This is a genomic window from Micromonospora rifamycinica (genome assembly GCF_900090265.1).
Lineage (GTDB): Bacteria > Actinomycetota > Actinomycetes > Mycobacteriales > Micromonosporaceae > Micromonospora > Micromonospora rifamycinica.
On sequence record NZ_LT607752.1, the window covers coordinates 4,181,422 to 4,199,403 of the forward strand.

General features: G+C 73.2%; 21 protein-coding genes and 3 tRNA genes. 15 read left to right on the forward strand and 9 right to left on the reverse strand.

Going from position 1 to position 17,982, the window contains the following annotated elements:
• Nucleotides 1-10: 10 nt before the first annotated feature.
• The 9 genes from GA0070623_RS17270 to GA0070623_RS17310 all read left to right on the forward strand — a co-directional run bounded on the left by GA0070623_RS17270 (nt 11) and on the right by GA0070623_RS17310 (nt 6,395).
• On the forward strand, nt 11-1,165 hold the full coding sequence (locus tag GA0070623_RS17270) for a polyprenyl synthetase family protein (protein ID WP_067303362.1): 1,155 nt from the start codon (nt 11-13) through the stop codon (nt 1,163-1,165).
• Between the two features lie 28 nt (nt 1,166-1,193).
• Nucleotides 1,194-2,675, forward strand: a complete 1,482-nt coding sequence (crtI, locus tag GA0070623_RS17275) for a phytoene desaturase family protein (protein WP_067303358.1) — start codon at nt 1,194-1,196, stop codon at nt 2,673-2,675.
• Between the two features lie 4 nt (nt 2,676-2,679).
• Nucleotides 2,680-3,333, forward strand: a complete 654-nt coding sequence (gene idi, locus GA0070623_RS17280) for an isopentenyl-diphosphate Delta-isomerase (protein ID WP_067303354.1) — start codon at nt 2,680-2,682, stop codon at nt 3,331-3,333.
• Nucleotides 3,323-4,267, forward strand: a complete 945-nt coding sequence (locus GA0070623_RS17285; RefSeq protein WP_067303351.1) for a MerR family transcriptional regulator — start codon at nt 3,323-3,325, stop codon at nt 4,265-4,267. Before idi ends, GA0070623_RS17285 begins: the two co-directional genes overlap by 11 nt.
• Nucleotides 4,268-4,330: 63 nt before the next feature.
• Nucleotides 4,331-5,119 (forward strand): polysaccharide deacetylase family protein, encoded by a 789-nt coding sequence (locus tag GA0070623_RS17290; RefSeq protein WP_067303407.1) that lies wholly within the window; start codon nt 4,331-4,333, stop codon nt 5,117-5,119.
• A gap of 143 nt (nt 5,120-5,262) precedes the next feature.
• Nucleotides 5,263-5,335 (forward strand) — tRNA-Glu (locus GA0070623_RS17295).
• Nucleotides 5,336-5,367: 32 nt separating this feature from the next.
• Nucleotides 5,368-5,444, forward strand: a tRNA-Asp gene (locus GA0070623_RS17300).
• A 101-nt stretch (nt 5,445-5,545) separates the two neighbouring features.
• A tRNA-Phe gene (locus tag GA0070623_RS17305) sits at nt 5,546-5,619 on the forward strand.
• A gap of 251 nt (nt 5,620-5,870) precedes the next feature.
• Complete coding sequence (locus GA0070623_RS17310; protein WP_067303349.1) at nt 5,871-6,395, forward strand: SRPBCC family protein; 525 nt, start codon at nt 5,871-5,873, stop codon at nt 6,393-6,395.
• A gap of 59 nt (nt 6,396-6,454) precedes the next feature.
• Here GA0070623_RS17310 and GA0070623_RS17315 read toward each other — a convergent pair whose 3' ends face one another.
• Nucleotides 6,455-7,183, reverse strand: a complete 729-nt coding sequence (locus GA0070623_RS17315) for a DUF2786 domain-containing protein (RefSeq protein WP_084261098.1) — start codon at nt 7,181-7,183, stop codon at nt 6,455-6,457.
• A gap of 125 nt (nt 7,184-7,308) precedes the next feature.
• Here GA0070623_RS17315 and GA0070623_RS17320 point away from each other — a divergent pair, with 125 nt between their 5' ends.
• Nucleotides 7,309-7,722 carry a hypothetical protein gene (locus GA0070623_RS17320; RefSeq protein ID WP_089004094.1) on the forward strand — a complete coding sequence of 138 codons (414 nt, stop codon included), beginning with the start codon at nt 7,309-7,311 and terminating at the stop codon, nt 7,720-7,722.
• Nucleotides 7,723-7,808: 86 nt separating this feature from the next.
• Here the strand turns inward: GA0070623_RS17320 and GA0070623_RS17325 are convergent, their stop codons facing one another.
• Entirely contained in the window at nt 7,809-8,198 is a 390-nt protein-coding gene (locus tag GA0070623_RS17325) for a hypothetical protein (protein WP_089004330.1), read from the reverse strand.
• 183 nt (nt 8,199-8,381) lie between these two features.
• On the opposite strand from GA0070623_RS17325, the gene GA0070623_RS17330 reads away from it, so the two are divergent.
• Nucleotides 8,382-9,734 (forward strand): ABC transporter substrate-binding protein, encoded by a 1,353-nt coding sequence (locus GA0070623_RS17330; protein ID WP_067303343.1) that lies wholly within the window; start codon nt 8,382-8,384, stop codon nt 9,732-9,734.
• A gap of 51 nt (nt 9,735-9,785) precedes the next feature.
• On the opposite strand, the gene GA0070623_RS17335 is transcribed toward GA0070623_RS17330, so the two are convergent.
• Together GA0070623_RS17335 and GA0070623_RS17340 are read right to left on the reverse strand one after the other, a co-directional pair.
• Complete coding sequence (locus tag GA0070623_RS17335; RefSeq protein WP_067303340.1) at nt 9,786-10,529, reverse strand: enoyl-CoA hydratase/isomerase family protein; 744 nt, start codon at nt 10,527-10,529, stop codon at nt 9,786-9,788.
• Nucleotides 10,526-11,383, reverse strand: coding sequence for a 3-hydroxyacyl-CoA dehydrogenase family protein (locus GA0070623_RS17340; RefSeq protein WP_089004095.1), 858 nt, complete (start codon nt 11,381-11,383; stop codon nt 10,526-10,528). The genes GA0070623_RS17335 and GA0070623_RS17340 overlap by 4 nt, the downstream gene beginning before the upstream one ends.
• Nucleotides 11,384-11,549: 166 nt before the next feature.
• Between GA0070623_RS17340 and GA0070623_RS17345 the strand changes: the two genes are divergently transcribed.
• On the forward strand, nt 11,550-11,855 hold the full coding sequence (locus GA0070623_RS17345; RefSeq protein ID WP_067303336.1) for a hypothetical protein: 306 nt from the start codon (nt 11,550-11,552) through the stop codon (nt 11,853-11,855).
• 33 nt (nt 11,856-11,888) lie between these two features.
• Here GA0070623_RS17345 and GA0070623_RS17350 read toward each other — a convergent pair whose 3' ends face one another.
• On the reverse strand, nt 11,889-12,668 hold the full coding sequence (locus GA0070623_RS17350; RefSeq protein ID WP_067303333.1) for a class I SAM-dependent methyltransferase: 780 nt from the start codon (nt 12,666-12,668) through the stop codon (nt 11,889-11,891).
• A gap of 43 nt (nt 12,669-12,711) precedes the next feature.
• Here GA0070623_RS17350 and GA0070623_RS17355 point away from each other — a divergent pair, with 43 nt between their 5' ends.
• Nucleotides 12,712-13,092, forward strand: coding sequence for a PPOX class F420-dependent oxidoreductase (locus GA0070623_RS17355; RefSeq protein WP_067303330.1), 381 nt, complete (start codon nt 12,712-12,714; stop codon nt 13,090-13,092).
• A 200-nt stretch (nt 13,093-13,292) separates the two neighbouring features.
• Here GA0070623_RS17355 and GA0070623_RS17360 read toward each other — a convergent pair whose 3' ends face one another.
• Nucleotides 13,293-13,502, reverse strand: a complete 210-nt coding sequence (locus GA0070623_RS17360) for a BldC family transcriptional regulator (protein ID WP_007073996.1) — start codon at nt 13,500-13,502, stop codon at nt 13,293-13,295.
• A gap of 251 nt (nt 13,503-13,753) precedes the next feature.
• The gene (locus GA0070623_RS17365) at nt 13,754-14,593 is read right to left on the reverse strand and encodes a hypothetical protein (protein WP_067303327.1); all 840 of its coding nucleotides are present in this window, start codon (nt 14,591-14,593) and stop codon (nt 13,754-13,756) included.
• Nucleotides 14,594-14,803: 210 nt separating this feature from the next.
• Here GA0070623_RS17365 and GA0070623_RS17370 point away from each other — a divergent pair, with 210 nt between their 5' ends.
• Together GA0070623_RS17370 and GA0070623_RS17375 are read left to right on the forward strand one after the other, a co-directional pair.
• Nucleotides 14,804-15,886, forward strand: coding sequence for a Leu/Phe/Val dehydrogenase (locus GA0070623_RS17370; protein ID WP_067303323.1), 1,083 nt, complete (start codon nt 14,804-14,806; stop codon nt 15,884-15,886).
• 341 nt (nt 15,887-16,227) lie between these two features.
• Nucleotides 16,228-16,443, forward strand: a complete 216-nt coding sequence (locus GA0070623_RS17375; RefSeq protein ID WP_067303320.1) for a DUF3073 domain-containing protein — start codon at nt 16,228-16,230, stop codon at nt 16,441-16,443.
• A gap of 229 nt (nt 16,444-16,672) precedes the next feature.
• Here GA0070623_RS17375 and amcA read toward each other — a convergent pair whose 3' ends face one another.
• Together amcA and amcB are read right to left on the reverse strand one after the other, a co-directional pair.
• Complete coding sequence (amcA, locus tag GA0070623_RS17380; RefSeq protein WP_067303317.1) at nt 16,673-16,906, reverse strand: multiple cyclophane-containing RiPP AmcA; 234 nt, start codon at nt 16,904-16,906, stop codon at nt 16,673-16,675.
• Complete coding sequence (gene amcB / locus GA0070623_RS17385) at nt 16,875-17,978, reverse strand: cyclophane-forming radical SAM peptide maturase AmcB (RefSeq protein ID WP_331715184.1); 1,104 nt, start codon at nt 17,976-17,978, stop codon at nt 16,875-16,877. The genes amcA and amcB overlap by 32 nt, the downstream gene beginning before the upstream one ends.
• Nucleotides 17,979-17,982: the final 4 nt, after the last annotated feature.

Sequence of the window (17,982 nt, forward strand, 5' to 3'; positions counted from 1 at the left end):
GCTCCCCCACATGGCCAACGACGCAGTTGCGGGTAATGCGCTCCGCGTCGCGCCGGCACAGCCGGAAGCGACGGACGATCCGGTCCGCGGCGTACTGGCCGCTTTCGCCAGGGATCTGGTCCACAGCGTCGACGACACGCTGGCGGCGTTCCTCGCCCGCGAGGTCGAAGCGCTGACCGAGATCGACGCAGCGATGGGCGGTTTCGCCGCCACGGCCCGCGACGCCGTGCTGGCCGGCGGCAAGCGGGTCCGCCCCACCTTCGCGTACTGGGGCTGGCGCGGCGTGGTGGGCGGCGAGGAACCGCTGCCCCCGGTGCTCCCCGCGCTGGCCGCCCTGGAGCTGCTGCACACCTTCGCGCTGGTGCACGACGACGTGATGGACGCCTCCGACACCCGCCGCGGCCTGCCCACCGCGCACCGGGCCGCCGCCGCCCGGCACGTCACCGCCGGCCACCGCGGCGACCCGGGCCGGTTCGGCGAGTCGGTCGCGGTGCTCATCGGCGACCTCTGCCTGGTCTGGGCCGACCGGCTGCTCGCCCACGCCGGCGTGCCGCCGGCCCGGCTGCTCGAGGTGCGGCGCTGCTACGACCAGATGCGCGTCGAGACGATCGCCGGGCAGTACCTCGACGTGCTCGGCGAGAACGACGCGACGAACTGGTCGGTGGACCGGGCGCTGCGGGTGGCCCGCTACAAGACGGCCAGCTACACCGTCCAGCGTCCGCTGCTCTTCGGTGCCAGCCTGGCCGGCACCGACGCCGACGCGCCGCTGATCGCCGCCTACACCCGCTACGGGCTGGCCGTCGGTGAGGCGTTCCAGCTCCGCGACGACCTGCTCGGCGTCTACGGCGACCCGGCGACCACCGGCAAGCCGGCCGGCGACGACCTGCGTACCGGCAAGCCGACCGCGCTGCTGATGCTCGCCCGCCAGCTCGCCACCGGCGGCCAGCGGCGGGCGCTGGAGCGGGCCGGCAGCGCGACCGGCGTGCGGGAGCTGGCCCGGCTGGCCGACCTCGTCGCCGACACCGGGGCGGTCGCCCGGGTGGAGAGCATGATCTCCGACCGGGTCACCGACGCGCTGGCCGCGCTGGAGACCGCGTCGATCGACGAGACCGCGCGCACCGCGCTGACCGGTCTCGCCACCGCCGCCACCACGCGGCGGGCATGATGGGCAACTCTGCGAAGGAGGTGGTCGCGTGCGGACCGTGACGGGACGTACGGACCGGGTCGTGGTCGTGGGCGCGGGCCTGGGTGGGCTGGCGTGCGCGCTGCACCTGGCCGGCAGCGGGCGGCAGGTCACCGTGCTGGAACGCGAACCGGTGCCGGGCGGCCGGGCCGGACGGCTCAGCGTCGACGGATACGAGTTCGACACCGGCCCCACCGTGCTCACCATGCCCGACCTGATCGCCGAGGCGCTCGGCGCGGTCGGCGAGGAGCTGCACGACTGGCTCGACCTGACCCCGCTGGACCCCGCCTACCGGGCCTACTACCCGGACGGCTCCAGCCTGGACGTGATCACCGACACCACCCGGATGGCGGCCGAGATCTCCCGGGTCTGCGGCCCCCGCGAGGCCGACGGCTACCTGCGGTTCGTCGACTACGCCCGCAACCTGTGGAACTGGGAGCGGGCCGACTTCATCGACCGCAACCTGGACGCCCCGACCGACCTGCTCACCGGCAACCTGCTGAAGTTGCTGGCCAACGGGGCGTTCCGCCGCCTCCAGACCAAGATCAACCAGTTCTTCTCCGACCCCCGTACCCAGCGGATCTTCTCCTTCCAGGCGATGTACGCCGGGCTCGCGCCGCACGACGCGCTGGCCATCTACAGCGTCATCGCGTACCTCGACTCGGTGGCCGGGGTGTACTTCCCGCGCGGCGGCATCCACGCGGTCTCCAAGGGGATGGCCGGCGCGGCCGAGAAGCACGGCGTGCAGATCCGCTACGGCACCACTGTCGCCCGGGTCCAGACCGCCAACGGCCGGGCCACCGGCGTGGTCACCACCGACGGCGAACTGGTCCCGGCCGACGTCGTGGTGCTCAACCCGGACCTGCCGGTCGCCTACCGCGACCTGCTGCCCGAGGGCCGGCGGCGGAAGCTGACCTACTCCCCGTCCTGCGTGGTCCTGCACGTCGGATCGACGCAGGGGTATGGGAAGATCGCTCACCACAACATCCATTTCGGACGGTCGTGGAAGGGCACCTTCGACGAGGTGATCGGGCGCGGCGAGCTGATGACCGACCCGTCGCTGCTGGTCACCAACCCGAGCCGGACCGACCCGTCGGTCGCCCCGGCCGGACGGCACACCTACTACGTGCTGGCCCCGGTGCCCAACCTCGACCGCGCCCCGTTCGACTGGCGGGGCGACCTGAGCCGACGCTACGCCGACCAGCTCGTCGCCACCCTGGAGGAGCGCGGGTACGTCGGCTTCGGTGCCGGTATCGAGGTGTTGCGTACGATCACCCCCGCCGAATGGGAGGAACAGGGCATGGCCGCCGGTACGCCCTTCGCCGCCGCACACAGCCTCTTCCAGACCGGGCCGTTCCGCCCGTCCAACCTGCACCGCAGCCTGCCCAACGTGGTCTTCACCGGCTCGGGCACCCAGCCCGGTGTGGGCGTGCCGATGGTGCTGATCTCCGGCAAGCTCGCCGCCAACCGCATCACCGGCGCGGGTCGGTGACCGCGTGAAGTCCCGGGAGAGTCACCTCGTCGAACTCGTCGACGACAACGGTCGGGCACTCGGCGAGGCCACCGTCTCCGCCGCCCACCAGGCACCCGGACGGCTGCACCGGGCCTTCTCGGTGCTGCTGGTCGACCCGGACGGCCGGGTGCTCCTGCAACGACGGGCCGAGGTCAAGACCCGGTTCCCGCTGCGCTGGGCCAACTCCTGCTGCGGGCACCCGCTGCCGGCCGAGCCGCTGCCCGAGGCGGCCAACCGGCGGCTCGCCGAGGAGCTGGGCGCCGGGCCGGTGTCGCTGACCGAGGTCGGGGTCTACCTATACTACGCCGAGGACCCGGCCACCGGTCGGGTCGAGTTCGAGTACGACCACGTGCTGCGCGCCGACGTGCCGGCCGACCTCACCCTGGCGCCGGACCAGGACGAGGTGGCCGAGCTGCGCTGGGTCGACCCGACCCGGTTGATGGCCGAGATCGACGCCGACCCGCGCACGTACGCGCCCTGGCTCGGCGGGGTGGTGAGCCGGCTGCTCCGCCCGACCCCGCCCGCCGGCCCCGCCGTGGCCGTCGGCTCCGACGTCGCTGCCGGTGACACCGCCGGGTCCACCACCCCGTCCGGCCGCCGGGTGGGCGACGCGTCGGAGCGGTCGGGTGGCCGATGAGCCGCTGAGCGCGGGGGCCGTGGCACGCCGGCTGGGTGTGGCGGTCACCACGCTGCGCACCTGGCACCAGCGCTACGGCCTCGGCCCCAGCCAGCACGTCCCCGGCCACCACCGGCGGTACACCCCGGCCGACCTGGCCCGGCTGGAGATCATGCGGAAGCTCACCGCCGAGGGGATCACGCCGGCGGAGGCGGCCCGCTGGGCGAAACAGAGCCCCGCCCCCGGTGCCGCGTTGCAGCTGCGCGCCGGGAGCGCCCGGGACGGCGGCGGGCAGACCATCCCGGTCGGCCGGGCCGGGCCGGTGGCCCGGGGGCTGGCCCGGGCCGCGATGCGGCTGGACGCGGCGGCGATCGGGGACACCATCTCGCACGCGCTGGCCACCGACGGGGTCGTCGCGACCTGGGACGGGCTGCTCCGGCCGGTGCTGGCCGGCATCGGTGAGCGGCACGTCGCCACCGCCGGCCTGATCGACGTGGAACACCTGGTGTCCCGGTGCGTCTCCGAAGCGTTCGCCGCCGTCGCCCGGTCGGGCCGGGCCACCGGCCCGGCCCGCATCCTGCTCTCCTGCGCCGACGAGGAGCAGCACACCCTGCCCCTGGAGGCGCTGGCCGCGGCGCTGGCCGAGGCCGGCGTGGCCTACCGGATGCTCGGCGCCCGGGTACCGGTGGCGGCGCTGGTCGAGGCGGTCAACCGGACCGGGCCGGCGGCCGTGGTGGTCTGGTCGCACACCCGCCCCACCGCCGACCCCGGGCAGCTCTCCGCCCTGCTCGCGGTGCCCCGCCGCCCGCTGCTGGTGCTCGCCGCCGGGCCGGGGTGGCGGGCCGACACGCTGCCCGCCGGAGTGGTCCGCCCGGTCGACCTGGCCGAGGCCGTCTCGCTCGCGCTGGCCGTCCGGGATTCGTTGGACCAGTCGACCGGGAGCGACCGGGCCTGACATATTTCGCTTTCGTGAACTACCGTCGGGGCCGTCCGCGTACCCCCATCTCCCGGAGTGACGATGCGTTCACGCCCCGTCCTGGCGGTTGCCCTGGGCCTGCTCCTGCTGATCGCCGGCTGCGGAGACCAGCCCCGGCATGTCCGGCCGGCTGCCGCGCCCGCGCCGAGCACCCCCGCGCCGGAGCCGACCCAGACCCCCGCCCCGACGCCGCCACCCACCAGCAAGCCGAAGCCCCGGCTGCGACCGAAGCCGAAGGTGCTCCCGGCCGGCCTGCGCAAGGCGACCGGGGTACGCGCGGTGGCGCTCACCTTCGACGACGGACCCGACCCGACCTGGACCCCGAAGGTGCTCAACCAGCTCCGGGCGGCCAAGGTGAAGGCGACGTTCTGCGTGGTCGGCACCCAGGTCCGCAAGCACCCCGAGCTGGTGGCCCGGATCGTCCGGGAGGGGCACCAGCTCTGCAACCACAGCTGGCGGCACGACGTCGACCTGGGCCGCCGGCCGGTCGCCGACATCCGGGCCGACCTGGTCCGCACCAACCAGGCCATCACCAAGGCCGTCCCGGGGGCGAAGGTGCCGTTCTACCGTCAGCCCGGCGGCCGGTGGACGCCGGAGGTGGTGCAGGTGGCCAAGGAACTCGGCATGCGGTCGCTGCACTGGACCGTCGACCCCCAGGACTGGGCCAAGCCCGCGGCGGGGGTCATCACCGGCCGGGTCGAGCACGCCGCCCGCCCCGGCGCGGTGGTGCTGATGCACGACGGAGGCGGTGACCGGAGCCGTACGCTCGGTGCCGTACCGCACGTCATCGGCGACCTGAAGCGCCGGTTCGGCATCGCGCCACCTCGCTGAGCTGCCACTTTGCCCGACAGCTCCCGGACGGGCACACCGGTTTGGCCGACTGGCAGGAGATGACATATGCTTCTCATGCCTCCGGCGGGGCCGGATGGGAGCAAGTCCGCTTGAAGTTGCGAGTGTGCAATGATGGCGGGGCCGCCCTCATCGTCTAGCGGCCCAGGACGCCGCCCTTTCAAGGCGGTAGCACGGGTTCGAATCCCGTTGGGGGCACGATCCGGCCCGGCCGGAGGCAAGATCAGCAAGGTCCTGTGGAGCAGTTGGAGTGCTCGCCGCCCTGTCAAGGCGGAGGTCGCGGGTTCAAGTCCCGTCAGGACCGCCAGCGCCGACGCCGCGTGCACATTGCGCGGCGTTCTGCGTATCGGGACGAACGACCCCACCGGCGGAGACCCCGCCCTCCGGGTAACATGTCCCGAAGTACCAGGCCAGGTAGCTCAGTTGGTACGAGCGTCCGACTGAAAATCGGAAGGTCGGCGGTTCGACCCCGCCCCTGGCCACATAGCCTTTCGCCGGGCTACAGAGGTCCCCACCAGCGGAAACGCAGGTGGGGATCTTGCTGTGTACCGGCCCCCGGGCACCGTCGACCCGTCGCGCGGGCGTCGCCTCACCCCCGACAGCACCCCCACACCTCGATGACCAGCGATATCCCGCCCGGCCCTCGGCGCAGCTACGGGGTACTGCCCACCGTCCGGGAGGAGCAGGTACACGAGGCTGCACAGCGCTTCGTCAGCCGGTATGGTCCGGGCCTATGGGACAGGAGAACGTGAATCCGGAGGACGTCCACCAGGACGTCGACCGGTACTCGCTGCGCTCCGTCCTCCTCGTCCCCGCCACCGCGGAGCAGGCCTTCGCGGTGTTCACCGGCTCGCTGGCCGACTGGTGGGTACGCGAGTACACCTGGTCCGGGCCGGCGGCCCTGGCCGAGCTGGGGATGGAGCCCCGGGCCGGCGGCATGCTCTACGAGATCGGCCCGTACGGCTTCCGGGGCGACTGGGGCCGGGTGCTCACCTGGGATCCCCCGCGCCGGCTCGTCTTCACCTGGCAGCTCGGCCCCGACCGCCTCCCGGTGCCCGACCCGGCCCGCGCCAGCGAGGTGGAGGTGCTGTTCCTGCCGGACGATTCGGGGCAGACCCGCATCGAGCTGGAGCACCGGCACTTCGACCGGCACGGGGAGGCCGCCGAGGGCTACCGCGCCGCGTTGACCGCCGGCTGGCACGAGCTGCTCGGCCGCTATCTCGCCACGCTCACCCGCACCGCCCCCGACCCCCGCTGACCCGCCCGGGGGCGGACGTCCGGCCGGCCGCCGCTCACCGGGCCGGGCCGAGCCGCCGCTCACCGGGCCGGGCCGGCGTCGGGGCCGCCGAGGTGCGGCCGGCGGGTAGGGCCGCCCACCGCTTCCGGGTCGCCGAGGTTCGCCCGGTGTCCGGCCATCGCGCCCGCACCGAAGCCGGAGCCGGCGAGTCGGCGGACCGGCGCGCTGCGGAGCCGGGGATAGACCTCGGTGACCCGGCGGGCCACCCGGTCCGAGCGGTCGGCCAGCACCAGCGCGACCGACGGGGTGCCCCGGTCCGCCGCCGCGCCCGCCTCGGCGATCCGGAGCCGCTCGGAGACCACCCGGGCGAAGCCGGCCAGCCAGGAACGGCGGAACGCCGCCGGGTGCTCGCCGGGCGGGACCACGGTGCCGGCCAGGCCGTGCGCCGCCTGCACCAGCAGCGAGGTGAAGAGCAGATCCACCCGTTCCAGGTCGCTGGCGAAGCCGAACAGGTGCAGCGTGAAGCCCTGACCGGCCGGTCGGCGCACACAGCGGCAGCGCAGCGGGTCGGCCACCGCCGCGAGCAGCCCGGCCTTGTCCCGGGCGTACGGGGCGACGACGTCGACCACCCGGTCGCCCACCGGGTCGGTGGTGGGGTCGCGGGCGGCCAGCAGGGCACGGTCGACGCCGTAGCGGGCGATCAGCTCGGTGGCCTTGGCGGTGAAGGCCGCCGACTCGGCGGGGGTGCAGGCCGCGTCCTCCGCCTGGGCCAACAGCTTGCGCACTTTGCTGAGCATCGCCTCGGACATCACCCACAGGTACCACAGACCGCTCGCGGACCTGTCACAGCAGGATCAGAGATCGACAGCTATCATCACCACTCACCGCACCCTGTCCGCGACTCAGGGTCCACCCCTCTTCCCTGGAGGCACGCATGGCATTCCGGCCCACCCGCCTGACCGCAATCGCCGCCACCCTGCCGCTGCTCTTCGTCGGCACCCCGGCACAGGCCGCCCCGGAGACGAACCTCTCCGCCTCGGCCGCCACCTGTTACGGCGGGGCGGTCCGGTCCTACTTCCAGGTCGGCGGCTGGGGCGGCGACGCCGGCCCGTACCGGGCGAGCACCCGGTGCAAGGACGTCAACGTCAAGAACACCAGCGAGTTCGGCACCGAGGCGTGCGTGGTCTTCATCGACAAGACCAACAAGTGCAACTACCTCACCTACCTGCCGGCCAAGTCGGACTACATCACCGTCGCCACCAACGTGAAGGACGGGGCGAACTTCAAGGTCCGCTTCTCCAACCTGCGCTACGAGTACGAGCCACTGGTGGCGTACCACGCGTTCTGAGCGACCGCCGAGCCGTCCGCCACGCGTTCTGAGCGACCGCCGAGCCGTCCGCCACGGGTGTGCCGGCGTGCCGGTGGGGCGCGGTGTCAGCCGGCCCGGCTGCGCAGGGTGGCCACGGTCGAGCCGGCGAGGGTGAGCAGGCAGTCCGGTAGCTGCCCGTCGGCGACCGCCGCCCCGAACAGCGCCTCGCCGGTGTCGGCGTCGTCGTTGGCGTACGCGCTGACGAAGCGGGCCACCCACCTGGTGTCGTACCCCGCCTCGTCGATGCCCGGGAAGTCCAGCGCGCACGCGCCGGGCGGCGGCGGGTCGCCGACCATGGTGGCGGCCAGGGTCCAGGCGACCGTGTACGCCCCGGCGAGGCCGGACCGGTCCACCACCGCGTCGAAGGTGCCGACCACCGCGGCTCCGTCTCCGGCCAGCGCCGAGTCGAGCACGGCGGTAGCGTCGGCCAGCGTCTGATCCGGTACGTCGGTCACCTGGGGCACAGTAGGAGGGCAGGTCAAGCGAGAGATCCCGGAAAATGGTGACCACCTGCTGAGACGGCGTGACGGAGCGTACGGGCGACTGTCGGGCCGACGACGAGGGCTGCCTCCCTGGTCCCACGGTCGTCGCTGGCACGCTATGGTGCCCACCGGACCTGCGCCGGAGGAAGGACGACCATGCTCGTTACACGCGGCCCGCGCGCGGCCATCCTGGCGACGTGCGCGTCGTTCCTGCTCGCCGTCAGTGCGTGCGGGACGACCGACAAGCCCGAGGAGGCGGCCACCCCGCAGGTGCGCCTGTACGGCACCGACGGCAACATGCAGAACTCCTTCGCCGCCGAGCTGAAGGACCGGGCCGACCTCGTCGACGGCATGAAGGGCACCACCCCGCTGACGCCCCTCAGCGACGACTTCAAGCAGCGGCTGCGCGCCGTCGATCCGAAGTTGACCGACTACCTCTACGCGGCGGAATCGTACGACGCCGTCATGATCAGCGCGCTGGCCGCCCAGCTCGCCGGCAGCACCGATCCGGCCGCCATCGCCAAGCAGATCGTCGGGGTCACCACCAACGGTCAGCGCTGCACGGACGCGGCGAGCTGCCTGACCCTGGCCCGGGACGGCCAGGACATCGAGTACCGCGGCCCGTCACTGAACCGCGCCGGCTTCACCGACATCGGGGAGCCGGCCACCGCCAGCTACGCCACCCTGCACTTCGACAACCAGAAGATCAACGACGCGAAGACCGAGTTCGTCGGCGCCGGCGACGAGTCCGGGGTGAGCACCAGGGCCGCCCCGAAGCCGAAGAAGCAGCGGGGTGGCCGCAACGACGACAGCGACGGCTCGCCGCTGATCCTCGGCGGTCTGCTGCCCAAGACCGGCGACCTGGCCCTGGCCTACCCGCCCCTGGCGGCCGGCGTGGCGCTGGCGATCAAGGAGATCAACGCCGCGGGTGGGGTGCTCGGCGACCCGGTGACCTGGTTCGACGGTGACGACGGCACCAACCCGGCCGTCGCCAAGGCCGCCGTGGCCGCACACGTCAGGAACAAGGTCGACGTCATCATCGGGGCCGCCGCCTCCGGGATCTCCGCCGCCGTGCTGCCCGACGTGGTGGCGGCCGGCAAGATCCTGTTCTCGCCGTCCAACACCGACGCGGGGTTGAGCCAGGCCGACGACAAGGGCCTGTACTTCCGCACCGCCCCGCCGGACAGCCTCCAGGGTCGGGCGCTGGCCGACGTGATCCTCCGCGACGGCCCGCACAAGATCGTGGTGGTGGCCCGCAAGGACTCCTACGGCGAGGGCCTCCAGGAGACCGTCCGGGCCGAGCTGGAACGGGCCGGCTTCGGCAACGACCGGGTGAAGCTGTTCACCTACGACCCGCCGGCCGACGCCAAGGCCCCGCCGGTCGACTTCGGCAGCCTGGCCGGCGAGATCAAGAACTACAAGCCGGAGGCCGTGCTGGTCATCGGCTTCGGCGAGTCCGCCGGGCTGATCAAGGCACTGGCCGACGCGGGCGTGCCCATCCGGCACTGACCCGACGTCGGCGGGGGCGGCACCGGGGTGAGGTACCGCCCCCGCCGACGTTCAGCGGGGCCGACGACGCTCCAGGAACTCGGTCATCCGGCGGTGCTTCTCCTCGTCCTCGAAGAGCACCGCCTGGCTGACCAGGTCGAGCTGCGGGTGGGCGGCGGGCGGGGCGTCCACCGCGAGCTTGGTCAGCCGCAACGCCAGTGCGGAACTTTTGGCCATCTCGTCGAGCAGCCCGTGCGCGGTGGGCAGCAGCTCCGCCGGCTCGGCCACCACCCGGTTGACCAGGCCGATCCGCAGCGCCTCGTCGGCGTCGACCCGACGGCCGGTGAAGAGGAGTTCCTTGGCCCGGCCCTCGCCGACCAGGGCCGGCAGCCGGTGGGTCGCCCCCGCGCCGGCCAGGATGCCCAACCGCACCTCGGGCTGGCCGAAGACCGCCCGGGCCGTGCAGACCCGCAGGTCGCAGGCGTACGCCAGCTCCGCACCACCGCCCAACGCGGGACCGTCCACGGCGGCCACGCTCGGCATGGGCAGCGCCCGGAGCCGGGCGAAGGCCGCCGAGTTGATCGCGGCGAGGGCGTCCAGCCGCCCCCGCTCGCGGAGCTGGCCGATGTCCGCGCCGCCCGCGAAGAGACCGTCCGCGCCACCGGTGAGCAGCAGCAGCCGGGGACGCGCCTCCAGGGCGGCACAGACATCGTGCAGCGCACCGATCAGGTCGGCGTCGATGGCGTTGCGCTTCTCCGGCCGGTCCAGCGTGACCACCACCCGGTCGGCCAGCTCCTCCACCCGCAACCCGCTCATCGCCGCCGACCGTCCTGCCACGAGTAGAAGCCCTGCCCGGACTTCTTGCCGAGCTTCCCGGCGGCGACCATCTCGACCAGCAGCGGCGGCGGCGCGAACCGGTCGCCGTAGGCGGCCTGGAGGGTACGCGCGATGTCCAGCCGCACGTCCAACCCCACCAGGTCGGTCAGCTCCAACGGGCCGACCGGGTGCCGGTAGCCGAGCACCATCGCCTTGTCCACGTCGGCCGGGCTGGCCACCCCGTCGGCCACCATCCGGATCGCCTCCAGCCCGAGGGTCACCCCGAGCCGGGAGGTGGCGAAGCCGGGCAGGTCGCGTACCACGACGGGGTCCTTGCCCAGCGTGCCGGCGAGCGCGACGGCCGCGGCGGTGGTCTCCGGCGCGGTGGCCGCGCCGACCACCACCTCCAGCAGGGCCATCGCCCAGACCGGGTTGAAGAAGTGCAGCCCGAGGAAGGACTCCGGGCGGCTCAGCCCCTGCGCCAGCTCGCCGATCGGGATGCTGGAGGTGTTGCTGCCCAGCAGCGCCGGACCCAGCCGTTCCGCCTCGGCCAGCACCGACCGCTTCAGCTCCGGCCGCTCGGGCACCGCCTCGACGATCACCTCCGGCGCCGGGGCGACCTCGGCGAGCGCGCCCCGCAGGGTGATCCGCGACCGCTGCGCGGCGGCCTCGTCGGCAGCGAGCTTCCCGCGCTGCACCGCCCGTTCACACAGCTCGTCGAGGCGGACGGCGGCGGCCTCGGCCCGGCCCCGGTCCACCTCCACCAGCTCGACGGCATAGCCCGCGCCGGCCGCCACGTAGGCGATGCCGAGCCCCATCGTGCCGGCCCCGACGACGACAAGACGACTCATCACGCTCCCTCACCGCGCACGGCGACGTGCGGGGTCTCCGGCACGCCCTGCCGCTCGCTTCGCTGACCCATGGGTGCGACCCTATGCAGCACCGTTCCCGGCGGCATGCGTGGGGCACCGCCACACCGGGTACAGACGGCCCCAACGTCAAGGGAAGGAACCAGTCGACATGAGCCAGGCACCGGAGACCGTGGACGGCAGCGGCACCACCGACGGCACGGCGGTCGTGGAGACGCGCGGCAACGAGCGCGTCGACCTGCTCCGCGCCGACACCAACAACGACGGCAAGACCGACGTGTGGGTGGTGGACACCGACGGCGACGGCCGGGCGGACCTGTTCCAGTTCGACACCGACGGTGACGGCAAGGTCGACATCACCATGGTCGACATCGACGAGGACGGCACCCCGGACGAGGTGGTCGACGGCGACGGCGGCCTGCCCCCGGAGCAGCTCCCCCCGACCGTCCAGGTCTGACGCGGGCGCGGGGGCCGGCCGCCGGCCCCCGCCTCACCCCGCCAGCCGCAGGGTGGCCAGATAGTACGGGGCGTCGCGGTCGTCCACGTCGGTCAGCCGCCACGGGGTGCCCCGGACCAGTCCGGCCAGCTCCTCGGCGGAACAGACCAGGTAGTCGAACCACTCGGTGCCCAGTTCGCGGTAGCGCAGCCGCAGCCGCAGCTGCCCGCCGAGCCGACCCCGTTGCCGGTTCCGCTCGTGGTAGCCGGTGTGCACCGGATCCGTGGTGCCGTACGGGTCGGTGCCGTGCGCGATGACCTGCGCCCCGGGGCGGGCCAGGGCGGCGAGCGCGGCGAGGAACGCCGGTGCCCGCTCCCGCCCTTCGATCAGCCCCAGGTTGTTGCCGAGCAGCAGGAACGTGTCGTAGCGCCGGCCGTCGGCGACGTGCTCGTCGACGGTGCCGAGGACGAGGTCGCGGACCCCCCGGTGCCGGCTGACCCGCAGCGCCCCCGGTGAGGTGTCCAGCCCGGTGACCGGTACGCCGCGCTCCTGGAGCACCAGCGCGATCCGCCCGCCACCGACGCCGACGTCCAGGGTGGCCCCGCGGGTCCGCTCCACGGCCCGGTGGTCGTACGGCTGCCAGTGCTCCGGCCCGTCCAGGTAGTGCGCGGCGGGTGCCCCGTTGACCAACCCGTCGTCCCGCTCGATGATCTCGATGACCGGTCGGGGCAGCCGCCCGCCGACCAGTGGCCGGGGGCCGACCCCGGTGTGCACCGCGTACGCGTCGCGCAGCAGTTCTCCGAACACGTCGCCCAGCCGAGGTTCTCCGGTCACGACGTGCACGTTATCGGGGGCCGGTCGCCGTATCCTGGGCGGCGTGACCGACCTGGACCGCCTGACGGCGGAGAAGTACGTCCTGCTGACGACGTTCCGCAAGGACGGCCGCGCGGTGTCCACCCCGGTCTGGGCGGTGCGCGACGGCGACGCCCTGGCGGTCTGGACGGTCACCGACTCGGGGAAGGTCAAGCGGATCCGGCGGGACGGCACGGTGACGGTGGCCCCGTGCGACGTGCGGGGTCGTCCGCTGGGGGCGGCGGTGCCGGGTCACGCGGTGCTCTGCGGGCCGGCGGAGAGCGACCGGGTGCGCCAGCTGCTGCGGCGCAAGTACCGGTTGCTGGGCCGACTGACCCTGCTCGGCAGCCGGCTGCGCCGGGGCGAGGCGGGCACCGTCGGCATCCGGATCACCCTGGATCAGTGACCGACAGCCCGGCCCTGCTGAGCCGGTGACCGCGACGGCCGGTCGGTGGGCCGGGGGCGCGGTGGGCCGGGCACGGTGGGCCGGGGGGGCGGTGGGCCGGGGCGGCCGGGACGGCCCGGCCGTAGACATGGCTCAGGGGCGGTGGATCGCCGCTTGCCGCGACGTCCGCCCGCCCCTGAGTCCGGAACGCTCTGACCGGGTCAGTCCCCCTGGCGTTGCTGGGGGATCTGGCCCTGTAGCAACGCCCGCACCTCCGACTCACGATACCGACGGTGTCCGCCGAGGGTTCGGATCGCGCTGAGCTTCCCCGCCTTGGCCCATCGGGTCACCGTCTTCGGGTCGACACGGAACATCGACGCCACCTCGGCCGGCGTGAGTAGCGGCTCTGGTTCGTGCGTTCGCGATGCCATCGGTCACTCCTCCACATGGATAGACATCGGCCGGGGTCCCGCCGGCCGACGCGTCTCCCATGGTCCGGCTAGTCCCCGATGTCCGACATGGGCCGAACGGCCGAAGGTCCCTAGACGGACGGATGAACCATGCCCGATTTATCTGACTTTTACACGTCAGAAAGTACCTTATTCGGACTCATGATCACGGTTCGTGATGCGTCAACTACGAGAGTGACTCATAATTGACACCCTCACTGGGCGTTTCATGGTCAATTGCACCTCTCCAGGAGCTGGATCGCCCGCCACCGGGCGACCAACCGGTCGTACGCCCCCGACGCCTCCTCCGTCTCGCCCCGGGAGAGCCCGGCCAGTCCGATCGCGGCCAGCTCCGGCGAATCGTCCGCCGCCAGCGTCTCGTCGGAGAGCAGCTGCACCAGGCCGCCGTAGTCCAGCTCGACCACCGAACGCGGGTGGAACTCCTCCAACCACCGGGCGGCCTCCTCCACCGCCTCGGTGATCGGGGCCTCCCCGATCGACTTCTTCAGCACCGACAGCGCCCGGGAGGCCCGCCGACGGGCCTTGGAGATCTCCGTCCGGTAGCGCAGCGTCCGCCGCCCCGGCCGGGTGACCAGATCCCGCTCACCCGCCTCGAAGAGCACGAACCACCGCAGCGGCACGCCCCAGGTGGCGATCTGCTCGTGCAGCCGGGGCACCCCGTGCTCCAGCACCCGCGCGCCGCTGCGCCAGTCCTCCACCACCGTCTTGGCCTGCCCGGCCAGGACCGGCGGGACGAACGCGTCGGCGATCACCGACGGCACCCCCTCCCGGGCGCTGAGCGCCGCCTCGGCGACCCGGACCCGCAGGTTCCACGGGCAGACCAGCAGCACGTCGTCGGACTCCAGGACGTACGCCTCGTCGGGCAGCTCGGGCAGCCGGGTCCACCCCGCGCCGAGCGCCGCGATGACCGAGGTCCGTTGCCGGCCCGGCCCCTCCGACGGGGCCACCGCCCGCCCCTCCCGCACGTAGCGCCGCCAGTACGACTGACGGTCCCGGTCGAAGGCGGTCAGCGGCTCGTACACGCGCAGGTAAGAAGCGAAGAGCGACGGCACCGCGCGATCCTCCCACGAAACCCCGTGCCGGTGCCGCCGCCGTCGTACACTGCCGGACCCGGCCGGGCCGGCCGGTGGGCGGGGCCGCCGCGCGGACCACGCCACCCGTGTCGAGCGACACTAGGCTCACCAGGGTCGGCAGCATCCCCGCCGGCACACCCCCACCAGGTCCGCGCCCCACGAGGACGCACACCGACACAGGAGCAAGCCATGGGCGTATTCGCGAGCACCGACGACCCGGGAGCCACCGGTCACGAGCAGGTCGTCTTCTGCCAGGACAAACAGAGCGGCCTCAAGGCGATCATCGGCATCTACTCGACCGCGCTGGGTCCGGCGCTCGGCGGCACCCGGTGCTACCCGTACGCCAGCGAGGAGGCGGCCCTGGCGGACGTGCTGGACCTGTCCCGCGGCATGGCGTACAAGAACGCCCTGGCCGGGCTGGACCACGGCGGCGGCAAGGCGGTCATCTGGGGAGACCCGGACCAGGTCAAGAGCGAGGCGCTGCTGCGCGCGTACGGCCGGTTCGTGCAGTCCCTGGGCGGGCGCTACTACACCGCCTGCGACGTCGGCACCTACGTGGCCGACATGGACGTGGTCGCCCGGGAGACCCGCTACGTCACCGGCCGCAGCGTGGAGCACGGCGGCGCGGGGGACTCCTCGGTCCTCACCGCCTGGGGCGTCTTCCAGGGCATGCGGGCCGCCGCCGAGCACGTCTGGGGTTCACCCACCCTGCGCGGACGCCGGGTCGGCGTGGCCGGGCTGGGCAAGGTCGGCAAGCACCTGACCGGCCACCTGATCGAGGACGGGGCCGAGGTGGTGGCCACCGACGTCGACCCACGGGCGCTGGAGTGGGCGCGGGTGCACCACCCCGGGGTCGACCTGGTCGCCGACGTCTCCGCGCTGGTCGCCGCCGACATCGACGTGTACGCCCCGTGCGCGCTGGGCGGCGCGCTGGACGACGACACGGTGCCGGCGCTGCGGGCGAAGGTGGTCGCCGGTGGGGCCAACAACCAGCTCGCCCACCCGGGCATCGAGAAGCTGCTCGCCGACCGGGGCGTGCTGTACGCCCCCGACTACGTGGTGAACGCCGGTGGTGTGATCCAGGTCGCGGACGAGATCGACGGCTTCAACTTCGAGCGGGCCAGGCTGCGGGCCACCCGGATCTACGACACCACCCGGCAGATCCTCCGGCTCGCCGACGACGAGGGGGTGCCGCCGGCGGTGGCGGCGGACCGGCTGGCCGAGCGCCGGATGGCCGACGTGGGCCGGCTACGCACCATCCACCTGCGCTGACCGGGTGTCCCGGGTGCGGACGGCGGTCCGCACCCGGGTCCGCTTCCCGCCGCACGGCCCGGCACGGATGCGGCGATCGTCCCGCTCCGGAACGGCCAACCGACCTCTCACGCCATGCGACTTTCCTGACGTTTTGTCGGGCGTCACGGGCAGCTCCGGCGACCGCCCCTTACCGGTACCATCGGTGACGGCCGGGTGACTGCGACGCGCAGGGCCGGCAGACGGTAACCCGAGGTGCCGAACGGTGGCATCCCCATGTACCGTAAGAGCCACGAGAGATGCCTGACGTCATCGGGGCCCGCCTTCGGGCTGCCCCGCATTCTGTGCGAGGGGGTCGAGCCATGGGGCGCGGCCGTGCTAAGGCCAAGCAGACGAAGGTGGCGCGGGAGTTGAAGTACCACTCCCCGAACACCGACCTCACCGCCTTGCAGCGCGAACTGGCGAGTGCCGGTGGTAAGTCTGAGCAGCACTTCGACGACGACTACAAAGAGTATGTCGACGACGACGAGGATCACGCGGACGACGACCCGGACCCCTGGGCCCCTCCGACCCGCTGACCTCCGGGTCACATCGAGCACGCGGCAACTCTCCGCGTGCTCAGTCATGTGCCCGACCGGAACGGCGCGACCATCGACGATCAGGGACCTCGCCGTCCCGGAGCACCCTCCGGCCGGTCGGTGCGGTCCCTGATCCCGACGGTCACGGTTCGCCCCGCGGCAGCGCGTCGGCGACCCTGCCGGCCCCGCACCCGCGGTCCGGTGGTCTGCCGCCCGCTCGCCATCCCGCTCAGCGTGGTCGGTTGTTCCAGTTGTAGAACGTCGGGATGTTCTCGAAGTGGTTCCAGGCGCACACCGCGCCGGCACCCTCCCCGCCCGGTGCCTCCGCCCGGGAACGCCGTGCCGCCTCCGCCTCGTGGAGCAGGGCGGAGATCTCCCCGGCGGCCTCCCGTACCCGGTCGGCGACCTGGTCCGTGCCTGTCCCGACGCGCTCAGCCGGCCGGTGACTCGTGGTCTCGGGCATGCTCCAACACTCCCTCCAGTAGGCGGATCTTGCTGTTGCGGCAGTGCTCGGTCTCCGTACCGTCGAAGCGTCCCTGCTCGAAGTAGCGGTTGGCCGCATGGCCACCACCGCAGAAGCCGAAGTACGCGCAGGACGACCGGCACGCCTCGACCCCGGTGAGGAACTCACCCACCCAGTCGGTGCCGGTCACCCCGGCCAGGATCTCCGCCAGCGGGGTGACCAGCACGTTGCCGCTGCTGAAATCGCCGTACCGGGCGTCGGTGAAACCGGCCAGCTCCGGGGAGAGCACGGTCACCGAACCGTCGTACCCGATCGTCGGGATCGGGTCGAGCTGCCGGGGCAGCAGGTCGCCCTCCGCACCGGCCAGCACCGCCGCCGCGTACCGCAGCGACCACTCCACCTCGCGCAGGTGCACCCGGGGCGCCCGCCGCCAGGCCGCCACCAGCTCGGCCCAGAAGGCGGTCACCGCCGCCGCGTCGTGCGCGTTGCTCCGGGTGTTGACCCCCTCGGTCTCCTCGATGTTCAGGCCGAGGACGTCACAGCCCAGGTCGAGGAAGTACGCGTACAACTCGGTGGCGAGCCCCGGCGTCGGCCGGCTCACCACCGCCAGCGCCGAGAACGGCAGGCCGTGCCGGTGCAGCGCGGCGATCCCCCGGACGATCCGGTCGTACGCCGGCCGACCGGCCCGGGTCACCCGCTCGTCGTTACGGGCGCGCGGGCCGTCCACGCTCACGCTCACCCGCATCCCGTGCTCGACGAAGAACGCGCACCAGGAGTCGTCGATCAACGTGGCGTTCGTCTGCACGTGGTGCTCCACCCCGGCGGGGAACGGGGCCATCAGCGCGGCCAGCCGGTCCCGCCCGGCGGCGAGCGGCTCGCCGCCGTGCCAGACCACCGAGAACCGACCCTGCGCCGCCCACGGCGTCACCGCGGCGGCGACCGCCTCGGCCACCGCCACCGGCATCCGCCGATCGGACGCCCGGTGCGGCAGATAGCAGTACGCGCAGTCGAGGTTGCACAACGTCGTCGGCTGCATCACCACGTACGACGGAACCGCCGCGACGCCCCGCATACCC